The organism is Streptomyces sp. NPDC005866, assembly GCF_040629895.1.
Taxonomy (GTDB): Bacteria; Actinomycetota; Actinomycetes; order Streptomycetales; family Streptomycetaceae; genus Streptomyces.
Genome location: NZ_JBEXWP010000003.1, coordinates 339,943 through 354,209, shown reverse-complemented (window position 1 = coordinate 354,209; position 14,267 = coordinate 339,943). Strand labels below are relative to the sequence as shown.

Sequence of the window (14,267 nt, the reverse complement as noted above, 5' to 3'; positions counted from 1 at the left end):
GGTCCTGTATCGGGTTACGGGCTTGGCCAGGTCACACAAACACAGCCGGGTACGGTAGGCCCGGACGGCAGCCTCCGACCGCACACCCGTGCCGGTCGGGACCGACGGAGAGGGCTGGTAGGGAACTATGGAAGAGCCGCGTCGCCTCGGCGGCCGGTACGAACTGGGCCACGTGCTCGGCCGTGGTGGCATGGCGGAGGTCTACCTCGCGCATGACACCCGGCTCGGCCGCACGGTGGCGGTGAAGACGCTGCGCGCGGACCTCGCGCGCGATCCGTCCTTCCAGGCCCGGTTCCGCCGGGAGGCCCAGTCGGCCGCCTCGCTCAACCATCCCGCGATCGTCGCGGTCTACGACACGGGCGAGGACTACATCGACGGGGTCTCGATCCCGTACATCGTCATGGAGTACGTAGACGGCTCGACGCTCCGTGAGCTGCTGCACTCCGGGCGCAAGCTGCTGCCCGAGCGCGCGATGGAAATGACCATCGGCATCCTCCAGGGCCTGGAGTACGCGCACCGCAGCGGCATCGTCCACCGTGACATCAAGCCGGCGAACGTCATGCTGACGCGCAACGGCCAGGTCAAGGTCATGGACTTCGGCATCGCCCGCGCCATGGGCGACTCCGGCATGACCATGACCCAGACGGCAGCGGTCATCGGCACGGCCCAGTACCTCTCGCCCGAGCAGGCCAAGGGCGAGCAGGTCGACGCCCGCTCGGACCTCTACTCGACCGGCTGCCTGCTCTACGAGCTGCTGACGGTACGACCCCCGTTCGTGGGTGACTCCCCGGTGGCCGTCGCCTACCAGCACGTCCGCGAGGAACCGCAGTCCCCGTCGGTCTTCGACCCCGAGATCACCCCGGAAATGGACGCGATCGTCCTCCGGGCCCTGGTCAAGGACCCGAACTACCGCTACCAGTCCGCCGACGAGATGCGCGCCGACATCGAGGCATGCCTCGACGGCCAGCCCGTCGCGGCCACCGCGGCGATGGGTTCGGTGGGCTACGGCTACCCGGACGACCAGCAGACCACCGCGCTGCGCTCCGACGGCGGCGCCACCACCATGCTCCCCCCGATGAACCCGGACGACGGCGGCTACGGCTACGACGAACGCCCGGACCGCCGCCGCCAGCAGAAGAAGAGCAACACCTCCACAATTCTGCTCGTGGTCGCGGGCATCCTGGTGCTGGTCGGCTCGATCCTGATCGGGAAATGGGTGGTCAGCGGGAACGGCGCGGACAAACCGTTCAAGGCCCCGAACTTCGTCGGCTCGACCTACGCGGACGCGCAGAAGATGGCCGACAACTCCGGCCTGAAACTGGGGGCGCCCACCCGGAAGACCTGTGACAACGCGCCGAAGGGCAGTGTCTGCTCCCAGGACCCGACGGCGGGCTCGGACGTCCACAACGGCGACACGATCAACCTGGTGGTGTCGACGGGCGCACCGAAGGTGGCGGTGCCGAATGTTCTCGGGCAGAACTTCGCCGACGCCCAGTCGACTCTTGAGGGCGACAAGTACAAGTTCGACGTCGTCCGCAAGGACGAGGTCTCGACGCAGCCGACAGGCACGGTCATCAAGCAGAACCCCGACCTCGGTACGGAGGTCCAGAAGGGTTCCAAGATCACCTTGACGGTGGCCAAGGCCGAGGAGAAGTCGACGGTCCCCGACGTCAGCGGCAAGAGCTGTGACGAGGCCAAGGCGCTGATGACGGCCAACAACCTCACCGGCAACTGCTCCGACGTCGACACCACCGACCCGAACCTGGTCAACAAGGTCGTCTCCACCAACCCGCAGGCCGGCACGCAGGTCACCAAGAACTCCACGGTGGACATCCAGATCGGCAAGGCCAAGCAGCAGACGCCCGTACCGAGCGTCTTCGGCAAGACCGTGCAGCAGGCCAAGCAGACCCTGCAGGCGGCGGGCTTCACCCAGATCCAGTTCAACGGCGACTCCAGCGACAACGCCATCGTCACCGCCCAGGACCCGCAGCCCACCACCGGCGTCGACAACCCCGCCGGCACGACGATCACCCTCACCACGGTGAGCACCGGCAACGGCAACGGCAACGGCAACGGCGGTACCAACCTCTTCGGCGGTACCGGCGGCTGACACCCGCCCCCATCAACAGAGCCCCGCCGCCCTTCTCCTCGAAGGACGCCGGGGCTCTGCCTTGTGCCCCGCCGTCGCACATGAGTTCCCTGCTCGATCGTGCCTTCCCTCATCCCGACTCGTTGATCGGATGGGGGTGGGGTGCGACAGCTCTGCCCTGACTCCGAAAGAAGGGCAGAACCGTGATCAACGAATCAGCACTGCTGGAATCCAAGAGCCTGCGCGACAGCGTGCTGGAGCGAACCGACGTACTCGACCGAGTCAAAGCGCTCTCACTGCTGCCGGACGGGATGCATGTGACTACGGCGATGGTGGCGGCGTACTTCAAAGTCACAGCGGAGGCAATCCGAGCCCTTGTGCATGATCACCGTACGGAGTTGGAATCGAACGGCTATCGAGTCCTGACCGGCTCGGAACTGAGTGACTTCAAGCAACTCAGTGGGATTCAGTCGCGTACTGCATCCCTCGCACTCTTCTCCCGCCGAGCCGTCCTCAACGTCGCATAGGCGGGACGCGACATACGGGGGCCCGAAGCCGCAAGTCGAAGTTGCGGCTTCGGGCCTCCGTCATGCTAGTTGAGTGAGGTCCCGCAAGGACCTCACTCACGTCACCGCAGTTCCTTCGGCGGAGTCCGCTTGCTGTCCACCTTGTCCACCCGGACCAACTCGCCCCACACCACGTACCGGTAGAGGCTCGTGTACACCGGCGTGCAGGTCGTCAGGGTGATGTAGTGGCCCGGCTTGGTCTTCCCGGACTCCTTGGGGACCTGCGAGAGGACCTTGACGTTGTACTTCGAGGTCTCGGGGAGGATCGAGTAGGCCTTGTAGACGTACCACTTGTCCCGCGTCTCGAAGACGATCGGGTCGCCGACCTTCACCTTGTCGATGTTGTGGAACTTCGCGCCATGGCCGTCACGGTGGGCGGCCAGGGTGAAGTTGCCCGTCTTGCCAGTGGTGGGGAGCGCGGCCTTCGCGGGGTCCGTGTAGTAGCCGGCCACACCGTCGTTCAGCACGTCCGTCGACGTGCCCTTCTCCACCAGGACCTCGCCGTTCCTCATCGACGGCACATGCAGGAACCCGATGCCGTTCTTCGTGTTCAGCGCACCCGGACCGGTGTCCTGCTGCGCCCAGGTGTCACGAACCTTGTTGCTCTCCCGGTCCGCCTTGCGGTCCGCTATGACGTTCGTCCACCAAAGCGAGTAGACGACGAACAGGCCCAGTACCAGGCCCGCCGTGATGAGGAGTTCACCGAAGACGCTGACCGCCATCGCGAACGGGCCGATCGGCCGACGGCCCGGCACGGGCGTCGCGTCCGGCGCGTCGGTCTGCTCTTCGGTGTCGTCCGCGGTCGCTGCCACTGATCCTCTGCCCTTACTCGACGAGCGCGTCTGGCTTGCCCTTGCTGCGCGGGCGTTCCTCGACCATCTTGCCCCACACGATCAACCGGTACTTACTGGTGAACTCCGGTGTGCAGGTGGTCAGGGTGATGTACCGGCCCGGTGCGGTGAGACCCGAACCCTTCGGAATCGGCTCCAGCACACTCACATTGCTCGGCGACGTCACCGGAAGCATCGACGTCACCTTGTACACGAAGTACTCGTCCTGTGTCTCGACCACCACCGCGTCACCGGCCACCAGCCTGTTGATGTACCGGAACGGCTCACCATGCGTGTTGCGGTGCGCGGCCAGGCCGAAGTTGCCGGTCTTGTCCTGCGGCATCGCGGTCTTCAGCGCACCCGAGCCATAGTGGCCGACCATCCCCTTGTCGAGGACATTCTTGTTGCTGACGCCCTCGGCGATCGGCGCCACCACGTCCAGCTTGGGGATGTGCAGGATCGCGAAACCCTGACCCGGCTCGAAGACACCCGGGGCCCGCTTGCCGCTCGCCCAGTCCTTCTGGAGGCTGCTGGCCTCATTGCCCGCCTGGGCATGGGCGCGCACGTTCGTCCACCACAGCTGGTAGGTGACGAACAGCAGCATCAGCACACCGGTGGTGATGAACACCTCGCCTATGGCCCGGCTCGCCACGACGGCCGGGCTCGGCTTGCGCAACCGCGCCTGCCGACGGGCCTCGACCCGGGACAGGGGCCGCCCCGGCGGACTGTTCTCCGGCGGCGCCGTCTCCGGTGCGCCACTATGACGACCACCGCGCCGCCTGGCTGCCTTTCTGCGGGCCGCTCGCCCACCCCCTGGGGTACCAGGGCCAGAAGGAGCCACGGCGCCCGCAGAGGCCGATACACGCGGCGCATCGGGGATACGCAGCGCGACGGTCTCCTCGTCGGTCGGCGGGAGATAAGCCGTCGTCGCCCCAGGCGCAGATGCCAACGGCTCCACCATCGGCGGCAGATACGCAGTGTCCCCGAGCGCACTCGACCCCCCGTACGACTGATCCCCGTACGAGGTATCGGTCTCGCGCTCGGGGCGCAGCGCGGTCACGCCGTGGCCCTGCCCACCACCGGGGCGAGCCCCGCCGACCTCGCCACGGCCCCCCGGTCACCGCACTCCACCAGCCAGTTGGCCAGCATCAGGTGCCCGTGTTCGGTCAGCACCGACTCGGGATGGAACTGCACACCCTCGACCCGGAGTTCACGGTGTCTGAGGCCCATGATGATCCCGTCGTGGGTGCGGGCCGTGACCTCCAGCTCTGCCGGGACAGTGGCCGGCTCGGCGGCCAGTGAGTGGTAGCGGGTCGCGGTGAACGGGGTCGGCAGCCCTGCGAAGACCCCCTTGCCCTCGTGCTCGACCGGCGAGGTCTTGCCGTGCAGCAGCTCCGGCGCCCGGTCCACCACACCGCCGTACGCCACCTGCATCGACTGCATACCGAGGCAGACACCGAAGACCGGGACGCCCGTGGCCGCACAGTGGCGGACCATGTCCACGCAGACGCCCGCCTCCTCCGGAGTACCGGGCCCGGGCGACAGCAGGACGCCGTCGAAGCCGTCCTGGGCGTGCGCCGTCGACACCTCGTCGTTGCGCAGCACCTCACACTCGGCGCCCAGCTGATACAGGTACTGGACCAGGTTGAAGACGAAGCTGTCGTAGTTGTCGATGACGAGAATCCGTGCGCTCACTGGTTGTTCACCGTCACATCGTTGAAGGGCAGCAGCGGTTCGGCCCAGGGGAAGACGTACTGGAAGAGGACGTAGACCACGGCCAGGACCAGCACGAGTGACATCAGCGCCTTCACCCACATATTCCCCGGCAGATGCCGCCAGATCCAGCCGTACATGCCGTCCCTTCCGTTCCACCACGGCACCAGAATCCCGCCGTACTGCACCAGACTAACGGCGCAGCGCCTCGGGTTTGCCTGACTCCACAGGCTGTGTGGAGTCCAGACGCGCCCAGATGATCAGCCGATGGCTGTGCCCCCAGTCCGGATCGCACGTGGTCGGTGTGAGATAGCGGCCCGGACGCGTATACCCCGACTTACGTGGCACAGGGTCAATCACTTCAACGTCCGTCGGAAGTGTTTTCTAGGGGCCTTGGTCGATCCGATACGTGAAGCAGGTCGTACCGTCCGTCACCACGATCGCGTCGCCCTAGCGCAGCCTCAGGAAGTCGAGGAACAGGTCGCCGTAGGTGCGCCGGTGGCCGGCGACCGCGACGTTGCCCCCCTGCCCCAGCCGGGCGGTACGGGCGTAGTGGGCGAGGCCCTTCTTCAGCACATCGGTGCCGGTGCCCTCCAGGACCGGCTTGTTCCACGTGAAACCGAACCGCGGGATGTACATGATCGCGAAAGGCTTGCCGTAGTGATACGCGACGGGTGCGCCTGTCGGCCTTCACACCGGTCCAGAACAGCACATACGCGACGAAGGGCACTATGAGCGTACCGACGGTGATGCAGAGCTCGCTGACGATCCCGCGCACAGGCGGCTCCAGAGGGCGACGAGCTGCTTACTCCACGGGCTTCGCGTAGTGCAGATCCACTGTGCCCGAGTAGCCCGGCAGAGTCACCGCCCCGTCCTCGGTGACTTTCCAGCCCAGGCCGTACACATTGACGTACACCATGTAGTTCTGGATCGCCTCGGAGTCCGCGAGCGCCTGCTGCATCTTCGCCGGATCCCCCACCGCCTGGATCTTGTACGGCGGCGAGTACACGCGGCCCTGGAGGATCAGCGTGTTGCCCACACAGCGCACGGCGCTGGTGGAGATCAGCCGCTGGTCCATGACCTTGATGCCCTGGGCGCCGCCCTGCCACAGGGCGTTCACCACGGCCTGCAGGTCCTGCTGGTGGATGACCAGGTAGTCGGGCTGCGGCTCGGGATAGCCGGGGAGCTTGGCCGTGGCGTTCGGCGGGGCGTCGTTCAGCGTGACGGTGATCGCGTCGCCGGTGAGCTTCTGGGTCCCGGCATCCTTCTCCAGCCCGGTGAGCCGGTCGTCCTGGGCCTTGGTGGAACCGTCGTCCCGCTCGGCGAGCTTCTCGTTCTGGTCCCGCGTGCTCGCGTTGGCCTCGTCCAGCTCCTTGTTCTTGCGGCTGCGCTCCTGGATCAGGTCGGACAGTTTGAGCAGGTTGTCGTCCGAGCGGATGTCAGTGCCCTTGGCCGTGTTGAAGCTGGTGAAAAAGAGGAGACCGGCGAGGGCGAAGACACCCACGGTGAGAATCCGCACCGGCCGGAGGCCGCCCTTGCGGGCCGGGCCGGTACCCGTTGATCCGGTCGCGCTGGAGTCGGCAGAATTGCTCAACGTACCCTTATCTCCTTCGGCGCCGCGGAAGCACTACGCTAACGGACGCCCGGGGGAGCGGTCAGGGTGCCTTTACTGTCCCCTTGTACGCTGCCCCGAGCCCGACCCAGTTACCTGCGCGGCCACGCAGCGCATCGACAGGAGAGACCCTCGTGCCGAAGTCACGTATCCGCAAGAAGGCCGACTACACGCCGCCCCCGGCGAAGCAGGCGACCGCCATCAAACTGAACAGTCGCGCCTGGGTCGCGCCGGTGATGCTGGCCATGTTCCTCATCGGACTGGCCTGGATCGTCGTCTTCTATGTGACCGACGGTTCGCTGCCCATCAACAGCCTCGACAACTGGAACATCGTCGTGGGCTTCGGCTTCATCGCGGCCGGCTTCGGCGTCTCCACACAGTGGAAGTAGCTCTGCTAGCAGCTTTACCCAGGGCTGTTCGCTGAGTTATCCACAGACCTGATCTGCTGTCCACACCCTCCTGGGGAAAAGACGACGATCTGTGGATAACCCATCGGACGTTGACGCCGGTACGACTACCACAACACCCGTCGTAAGACTGTTCGCCCCCTCCCTGACCTGCACGAACGCAGGTGAGTGGCAGGGGGCGCAGTTGTGCACGAACTCTATGCACAAGATTCGCCACCGACTGTGGACAACGGTTCGGTATCGGTGCGGCGCGCCGCCGGGAACAGGTGAACGGGGCGAGTCCGGTCAGGTCAGGTGAGCTGGGCGGTTCTGATGATCGTCAGGACGACGGCCACCATCAGGACCAGCGCACAGGTGCCGTACTGGATGAGGTTCCGCCGCTCGCGCGGGGCGTGCACCATCGCGTAACCGGTGATGACACCGGCGACCAGGCCGCCGATATGGGCCTGCCAGGCGATGCCGCCGCTGAAGGTGAAGATGAGGTTGATCACCAGCAGGGCGATGATCGGCCGCATGTCGTAGTTGAGTCGGCGGATGAGCACCGCGGTCGCGCCGAAGAGGCCGAAGATCGCCCCGGAGGCGCCGAGCGAGGGCTGGTTCTGGGCGGCGAGCAGGTAGGTGAGGGCGCTGCCGGTCAGGCCGGCGACGAAGTACAGCGTGAGGTAACGCGCGCGGCCGAGGGCGGCCTCCAGGGGGCCGCCGATCCACCACAGGCTGAGCATGTTGAACGCGATGTGCATGAAGTTCGAGCTGTCATGCAGGAACATCGCGGTCAGCAGCCGGTAGTACTGCCCCCGCGCGACCCCCTCGATGTCGCCGTACTGGGGGAACCAGGCCTGGCCGATCAGCTCGAAGCGGTTGGTGAAGCTGTTCCCGAGGGAGAGCTCGACCAGGAAGACGGCGATGTTGACGCCGATGAGGATCTTGGTGAGCAGCCGAGGGTCGGCGGTGACGGTGCCGCCGGCGATGGTGCGGGGGCGGGAGTCGGCCGGGGGCGGGCCGCTCCGGCCGGCGGTGGTACCGCGTACGCACTCGGGGCACTGGAAGCCCACGGAGGCGCTGACCATGCACTCGGGGCAGATGGGCCGCTCGCAGCGGGTGCAGCGCACGCCGGTCTCCCGGTCCGGGTGCCGGTAGCACATGGGCAGGCTGTGGGCGTCGCGCGCGCTGCCTGCCGCCTGGTCCTCCATGGGGTCCCCTCGCTCGTCGTACGGCAATACTCCGCCCCGCCCATCCTTACGGACGAGCGGGGCGTTTGGTTCCCTTGGGACGCTTCGTTTTGGGCGCTTCCTTTGGGCGGATCAGCTCTCGCGCTTGTCGACGACGACCGTCTCGACGACGACGTCGTTCTCGGGTCGCCTGTTCGGTCCGCTGACGGGGACGGAGGCGATCTTGTCCACGACCTTCTGGCTGTCCGCGTCGACGACCTCGCCGAAGATGGTGTGCTTGCGGTTGAGGTGGGGCGCGGGGTTGACGGTGATGAAGAACTGGGAGCCGTTGGTGCGGGGGCCGGCGTTGGCCATGGCCAGCAGGTAGGGGCGGTCGAAGCGGAGGTCGGGGTGGTACTCGTCCTCGAACTCGTAGCCGGGGCCGCCGATGCCGGTGCCGACCGGGTCGCCCCCTTGGATCATGAAGCCGCCGATCACCCGGTGGAAGATCGTGCCGTCGTACAGCGGGTCGGTGGAGACCGTGCCGGTGGCCGGGTGGGTCCACTCGCGCTCGCCCTGCGCCAGTTCGACGAAGTTCTTGACCGTCTTCGGCGCGTGGTTCGGGAAGAGCCGGACCACGATGTCTCCGAGGCTGGTCTTCAAGGTGGCGTAGAGCTGCTCGGCCACGGTCCGCCTTCCGTTGTGCTCATGTGTGCTCGGGCTTAACCCGGTGGCGGGTTCGCCCTCACGATCCTCGCACGGTGCGGCGGCCCGGTGGCCCGCCTGCAGTCTCGCGGCGGGGATCCTCACGAATCGCTTGCGGAAACCCGGCGGAGTCCCCAGATCGTCTGCGAGCCCTCCGGGAGCTCCTCCGGGCCTTCCGGGGACTGCTCCGAGCCTTTCGAAGCCCTCATCTGTCCGCCTGGCGGGAGCGCTGGGCGCCGATCCGTGGCATTGTCGTCGACAAGCCCCTCTTAGCTCTGGTTGCACCCGTATGCCCGTCCTCGCGCGCCGCTCGGCTCGCAGACAGGCATGATCCCTAAAAGGGTGGAAAGTCGAAATACCGTACGCCACCGAGGAGGAGGAAACCCGTGACCCGCAAAGAAAGCGTGCGCGCCGCGACCAGCTCGGCGAAGGACAGCGTGCGGCACGCCGCGGAAGTGGTGGCGCCCTACGCCGACACGGCCAAGGAGCGTGCCGCGTACTACGCGCAGGAGGCACGCGTACGGCTCGCGCCCGTGGTCTCGCAGGCCGCTGAACAGGCCCGCGTCCAGTATGACGCCCGCCTCGTCCCGCGCCTGGAGCAGGCCCGGACGCATGTGCCGCCAAAGGTGGACCAGGCCGCGCACGACGCCGCCGACCTGACCCGCAAGGCCGCCCGGCAGGCTGCCGACTATTCCCGTCCGAGGATCGAGCAGGCCGTGGCGGCGGCCGTGCCGGTCCGTGATGAGGCCACCGCGCGGGGCGCCGCCGCGCTGGCCGCGCTGCGCGGCAATGTCTCCGCCGAGCAGATCGAGAAGCTGGCGCGCAGGAACGAGCGACGCTCGGCGTACGGCCGTGCGTTCAAGGCGTTCGCCGTGTTCGGTGTGCTGGCGGGTGCCGCCTTCACCGCCTGGAAGTGGTGGGACAAGCAGGCCAACCCCGACTGGCTGGTGGAGCCCCCCGCCGCGACCGAGGTCCCCGATTCGAACCGTCTCAGCTCGGTGGACGGCTCTCCCCTCGACCCCGAGGTCCAGGCCAAGGAAGCAGAGGAGCAGACGTCCCGGGACGACAAGAAGAACTGAGCCCGCCCGCTGCGGGGCGGGAAGACCGCGTGTCTCCCGCCCAACAGCCGCGTTTCACGTGAAACCAGGAAACCCCTCTGATCCGCGTTTACGCAGGTCAGAGGGGTTTTGTTGTGGAGCCTAGGGGAGTCGAACCCCTGACATCCGCCATGCAAAGACGGCGCTCTACCAACTGAGCTAAGGCCCCGTACGGGAAGCGGCCGGCCAAGCGATACGTCCGCTGGTCGGTGCCGCAGACCAGAGTACCGGGTCACCCCCCGTACCTCGCAAAAAGATGGGGGGTCCCCGCGGATGACCACGCTCCGTAAGATGCTCCGCGAGGTTCGCTGTAGCGAACCGTGGATTTTTTGGGGAAGCGATGGGGAGACGCAATGGACGCCGCACAGCAGGAAGCCACCGCCAGAGCGCGGGAGCTGCAGCGGAACTGGTATGGAGAGCCGTTGGGGGCGCTCTTCCGTAAGCTCATCGACGACCTGGGGCTCAACCAGGCACGTCTCGCGGCGGTCCTCGGACTGTCCGCGCCCATGCTGTCGCAGTTGATGAGCGGACAGCGGGCGAAGATCGGCAACCCGGCCGTGGTCCAGCGGGTGCAGCTGCTGCAGGACCTGGCGGCGCAGGTCGCGGACGGCAGCGTGAGCGCGGCCGAGGCGACCGAGCGCATGGACGAGATCAAGAAGTCCCAGGGGGGCTCGGTGCTCAGCAACACTACGCAGACGACGAGCGGTTCGGGTGCGCCTACGGTCAGGCGGGTGGTCCGTGAGATCCAGTCGCTGCTGCGCTCGGTGGCCGCCGCCGGCGACATCATCGACGCGGCCGACACACTGACTCCGACCCATCCCGAGCTGGCGGAGTTCCTCCGGGTCTACGGCGCCGGCCGCACCTCGGACGCGGTCACGCACTACCAGTCGCACCAGAGCTAGCCACGGCCCGGTACACCGGAGGGGGTCCGGTGAACCGGGCGGGGCACGGCTCTGGGCCAAGGGGGTCACGCGAGAGGGTCGTATCGCTCATCGCGGGGAAGCAAGGGGGGTGGCAGGGGGGACCAGAGGGGGAGGGCTATGGGTAGTCATGGGTGAGGTCTTCGCAGGCCGGTACGAGCTGGCCGACCCGATCGGTCACGGCGGAGTGGGTGCCGTCTGGCGCGCCTGGGACCACCGGCGCAAGCGTTATGTGGCCGCCAAGGTGCTCCAGCAGAGCGACGCCCACGCGCTCCTGCGCTTCGTGCGGGAGCAGGCGCTGCGCATCGACCACCCCCATGTCCTGGCCCCGGCCAGCTGGGCCGCCGACGACGACAAGGTCCTGTTCACCATGGACCTGGTCGCCGGTGGCTCGCTGGTCCACCTCGTCGGGGACTACGGCCCCCTGCCCCCGGCTTTCGTCTGCACGCTTCTCGATCAGCTCCTCTCCGGCCTCGCCGCGGTGCACGCCGAGGGCGTGGTCCACCGGGACATCAAGCCCGCGAACATCCTGCTGGAGGCCACCGGCACGGCCCGCCCGCGCCTCCGTCTCTCCGACTTCGGCATCGCCATGCGACTCGGCGAGGCCCGGCTGACCGAGACCAACCTCGTGGTCGGCACGCCGGGTTACATAGCACCCGAGCAACTCCTGGGCGCGGAGCCCGACTTCACGGCCGATCTGTTCGCCGTCGGCCTGGTCGCCCTGTTCCTTCTGGAAGGCGCCAAGCCGGACGCCAAGGCGCTCGTCCAGCACTTCGCCGAACACGGCACCCCAGGAGCCCCCAAAGGCATCCCCGACCCCCTGTGGCAGGTCGTCGCCACCCTCCTTCAGCCCGACCCCCGGTCCCGCTTCCGCACGGCCACGGGCGCCCGCAAGGCCCTCGCCCACGCCATGGAACTGCTCCCGGAGCCGGGCATCGACGACGAGTCGATCGAGATCTTCGACCAACTTGGGCCGCTGCCATCGGGGTTCGGGCCCGGGGGTCCGGTAGGGGTGGCGTCGGGGGCCGATACGGCGAGAGGAGCGGCGGGGACGGCGGAGAGGGGAGCGAGGGCCGCCGGGGGTTCGGTGGCGGCCGTCGATTCGGAGGCAGGCGCGGAATCGGGGGCAGCCGCGGATCCGGCCGCGTTGACAGGGACGAGTTCGGGATCGGATACGGCGGCGGGAACGGGGCCGGTTTCAGAGGTGGCCGCCCCGACGGGTTACGGCCCGGCGCCGGAGGCCGCTTCCGGTACGGCGCAGGAGGCCGCTACAGGTACGGCGGCCGGCGCGGACCTCACCTCGGCGGCCGGAGCCCGGGCAGCCGGTAGCGCGGACGCTCCCCCGGTCACCTCCACCGGCTCTGACGGCTCCCCCTCGGCCCCGGCCGGCATGTCCGACACCGGCAGCTTCCGGCTCCCGCCACCCGAGACGCCGGTACCGCCCACCCCATACGCGGAGTCGCCGCAGCCGACACCGCCGTACCCGCCATACGCCCAGCAGCCACAACGGCAGCCGCGACCGCCAGCCACCCCCTGGCCACCCGCACAACCCCTGCCCCCGGCCCAGCCGGATGCCGACACCTCCACCACGGCCACGTACACCGCTCGCGACCCGCAGCCCCCGCGGCCGTCGGTGCGTACCCACGGCCGCCGTCGGCGGCGGGTGCGTCGGTCCGGGCCGCCGGCGAAGGCCGCCGTGCCCATCCTGCTGCTGGCGCTGGCCTGTTACGCCGTGGGTTTCTGGGCGTTGACCCGGATCTGAGCGCGGCGGGCGGTCAGGGTCCACACGCCCAGGACCAGGAGCAGGGCCGTGCCCGTGCCGATCCCGCCGGCCGCGAGCGCTCGCATCGCCGTGTCGTCGTCGCCGGCCGCCGCCATCAGGCCGCCCTGGTCCGACGGTGCGTCGAAGACGCCCTTCGGGACGGGTGAACCGGCGTAGTGCGGGCCGGAGTTCGGGGTGCCGTCGACGCGGACCCGGAGGGTCACGTCGTAGGGCCCCTTCCCGAACGTGTCCGCGGTCTGCCCGCTGAGGTGGACGACGAGGTAGTAGGCGCCGGCGAAGCGGACGGAGGTCTCCTCACCGGAGATGGCGTACCGGTTGGCGTACGCCACGGGTGGCAGGGGGTCGAGGGAGGACGACTTCTGGGTGCCGTCGTAGCCGAGGGAGACGTCATCGACGTAGCCGCGGACCGGGTTGTAGAGGGAGAGGTTGAGCGCGGCGCTGACGTAGCCGTGGGTACCGCCGCTGGTGCTGCCCAGGTCGACGGTGGCGTGCAGTTGCTGTCCCCAGTCGACCGGGACCGCGTAGTAGAGGGTCTGGCCGGGGGTGATGCCGGTCTGCCAGACGCCGTCGCCCAGTGTGCGGGCCGTGGTGAAGCCGGCGCCCGCGGTGCGGCGGCGGGGGTCGCCGGTGAGCGGCTCGGGGGACGCGGAGTTCCAGGTCCCGGGGGCGGTGGTGGCGCCGGCCTTGGCCAGGCCGGGTTCGACGACGGGGGCGATCTCCAGGTCCCAGCTGTCCGGGGACGTGGTCTGCGAGCCGGACACGAGGCGCTCGACGACCACGTAGTACGTGCCGGCGTCCTGGCACAGCGCCTTGCCCGCCTCCCGCCGTCCCAGCGCCGTGACCGGGCGGGCGCTCAGCCCGGCGCCGAAGCGGGCGCCGTCGTAGCCGCAGGAGACACCGTTGGCGTCCTCGATCGAGACCCCGATGCCGTCGCTGGCGGAGACGGTGGCGTCGGTCGGCGGGACCGCGGTCACGGGGACGTAGGACGTGGTGCCGGCGGCGAGTTCGAGGCGGTAGTACAGCCGGCCCTTCTCCGGCAGGGAACTGCCGTAGGTCGTGCCGGGTTCCAGCGGTACGGCATTCGCGGTGCTTGTCGCTCCGGTGATCGCGCGAGCGTCCGGGGCAAACGCGTAGCCGCTGCCGTCGTCCGCCGCAACCGGAGGGACCGGCAGCAGTGCCGTCAGTGCGAGTGCGGCCGTCACGGCGATGCCCCGCCACCCCGTCGTACGCCACTGCCGTATCACGCGCGCCCCCAGCCGTCGCTCGCCAGCCGTCGAACCCCCTGGACTGGCCCATACTGCCGCGCGCGGTCCCGCGCCACCCCGGCAATCCGTACGACCGTCCGAAACAGCCCGTCTCGCATCAGCCGCCGGGCAACGCAAAACCCCGACCGCGAG

Annotated in this window: 14 protein-coding genes, 1 tRNA gene and 1 pseudogene; 6 read left to right on the top strand and 10 right to left on the bottom strand. The window is 68.5% G+C overall.

The genetic code is table 11. The features are described 5' to 3' along the window. Window positions 1-127 precede the first annotated feature (127 nt). Window positions 128-2,110 carry a Stk1 family PASTA domain-containing Ser/Thr kinase gene (gene pknB / locus ABZ396_RS06420; RefSeq protein ID WP_358915184.1) on the top strand — a complete coding sequence of 661 codons (1,983 nt, stop codon included), beginning with the start codon at window positions 128-130 and terminating at the stop codon, window positions 2,108-2,110. Between the two features lie 182 nt (window positions 2,111-2,292). Next, complete coding sequence (locus ABZ396_RS06415; protein ID WP_358915183.1) at window positions 2,293-2,616, top strand: hypothetical protein; 324 nt, start codon at window positions 2,293-2,295, stop codon at window positions 2,614-2,616. A gap of 101 nt (window positions 2,617-2,717) precedes the next feature. Here the strand turns inward: ABZ396_RS06415 and ABZ396_RS06410 are convergent, their stop codons facing one another. From ABZ396_RS06410 to ABZ396_RS06385, 6 genes and pseudogenes are all read right to left on the bottom strand, one after another. Continuing rightward, a complete protein-coding gene (locus ABZ396_RS06410) occupies window positions 2,718-3,467 on the bottom strand; it encodes a class E sortase (protein WP_358915181.1) in 750 nt (249 codons plus the stop codon). A gap of 13 nt (window positions 3,468-3,480) precedes the next feature. Continuing rightward, a complete protein-coding gene (locus ABZ396_RS06405) occupies window positions 3,481-4,545 on the bottom strand; it encodes a class E sortase (RefSeq protein ID WP_358915179.1) in 1,065 nt (354 codons plus the stop codon). Continuing rightward, window positions 4,542-5,180, bottom strand: a complete 639-nt coding sequence (locus ABZ396_RS06400; protein ID WP_358915177.1) for an aminodeoxychorismate/anthranilate synthase component II — start codon at window positions 5,178-5,180, stop codon at window positions 4,542-4,544. The genes ABZ396_RS06405 and ABZ396_RS06400 overlap by 4 nt, the downstream gene beginning before the upstream one ends. Continuing rightward, window positions 5,177-5,338, bottom strand: coding sequence for a hypothetical protein (locus tag ABZ396_RS06395; protein WP_359183973.1), 162 nt, complete (start codon window positions 5,336-5,338; stop codon window positions 5,177-5,179). Before ABZ396_RS06395 ends, ABZ396_RS06400 begins: the two co-directional genes overlap by 4 nt. A 52-nt stretch (window positions 5,339-5,390) precedes the next feature. Further along, window positions 5,391-5,988 (bottom strand): annotated as a pseudogene (locus ABZ396_RS06390) (class E sortase). A gap of 15 nt (window positions 5,989-6,003) precedes the next feature. Further along, a complete protein-coding gene (locus ABZ396_RS06385) occupies window positions 6,004-6,792 on the bottom strand; it encodes a DUF881 domain-containing protein (RefSeq protein WP_358915175.1) in 789 nt (262 codons plus the stop codon). 152 nt (window positions 6,793-6,944) lie between these two features. On the opposite strand from ABZ396_RS06385, the gene crgA reads away from it, so the two are divergent. After that, complete coding sequence (gene crgA, locus ABZ396_RS06380; RefSeq protein WP_358915173.1) at window positions 6,945-7,199, top strand: cell division protein CrgA; 255 nt, start codon at window positions 6,945-6,947, stop codon at window positions 7,197-7,199. A 308-nt stretch (window positions 7,200-7,507) separates the two neighbouring features. Here the strand turns inward: crgA and ABZ396_RS06375 are convergent, their stop codons facing one another. After that, on the bottom strand, window positions 7,508-8,407 hold the full coding sequence (locus ABZ396_RS06375; RefSeq protein ID WP_358915171.1) for a rhomboid family intramembrane serine protease: 900 nt from the start codon (window positions 8,405-8,407) through the stop codon (window positions 7,508-7,510). Between the two features lie 111 nt (window positions 8,408-8,518). After that, the gene (locus ABZ396_RS06370) at window positions 8,519-9,052 is read right to left on the bottom strand and encodes a peptidylprolyl isomerase (protein WP_358915170.1); all 534 of its coding nucleotides are present in this window, start codon (window positions 9,050-9,052) and stop codon (window positions 8,519-8,521) included. Between the two features lie 404 nt (window positions 9,053-9,456). Between ABZ396_RS06370 and ABZ396_RS06365 the strand changes: the two genes are divergently transcribed. Beyond that, the gene (locus tag ABZ396_RS06365) at window positions 9,457-10,149 is read left to right on the top strand and encodes a DUF5324 family protein (RefSeq protein WP_358915168.1); all 693 of its coding nucleotides are present in this window, start codon (window positions 9,457-9,459) and stop codon (window positions 10,147-10,149) included. A gap of 114 nt (window positions 10,150-10,263) precedes the next feature. On the opposite strand, the gene ABZ396_RS06360 is transcribed toward ABZ396_RS06365, so the two are convergent. Then, window positions 10,264-10,336 (bottom strand) — tRNA-Ala (locus ABZ396_RS06360). Window positions 10,337-10,520: 184 nt separating this feature from the next. Between ABZ396_RS06360 and ABZ396_RS06355 the strand changes: the two genes are divergently transcribed. Continuing rightward, complete coding sequence (locus tag ABZ396_RS06355) at window positions 10,521-11,069, top strand: DNA-binding protein (protein WP_358915166.1); 549 nt, start codon at window positions 10,521-10,523, stop codon at window positions 11,067-11,069. A gap of 148 nt (window positions 11,070-11,217) precedes the next feature. Next, a complete protein-coding gene (locus ABZ396_RS06350) occupies window positions 11,218-12,849 on the top strand; it encodes a serine/threonine-protein kinase (RefSeq protein WP_358915164.1) in 1,632 nt (543 codons plus the stop codon). Here ABZ396_RS06350 and ABZ396_RS06345 read toward each other — a convergent pair. Continuing rightward, the gene (locus ABZ396_RS06345) at window positions 12,813-14,114 is read right to left on the bottom strand and encodes a hypothetical protein (protein ID WP_358915162.1); all 1,302 of its coding nucleotides are present in this window, start codon (window positions 14,112-14,114) and stop codon (window positions 12,813-12,815) included. The two genes, ABZ396_RS06350 and ABZ396_RS06345, sit on opposite strands and share 37 nt — an antisense overlap. Window positions 14,115-14,267: the final 153 nt, after the last annotated feature.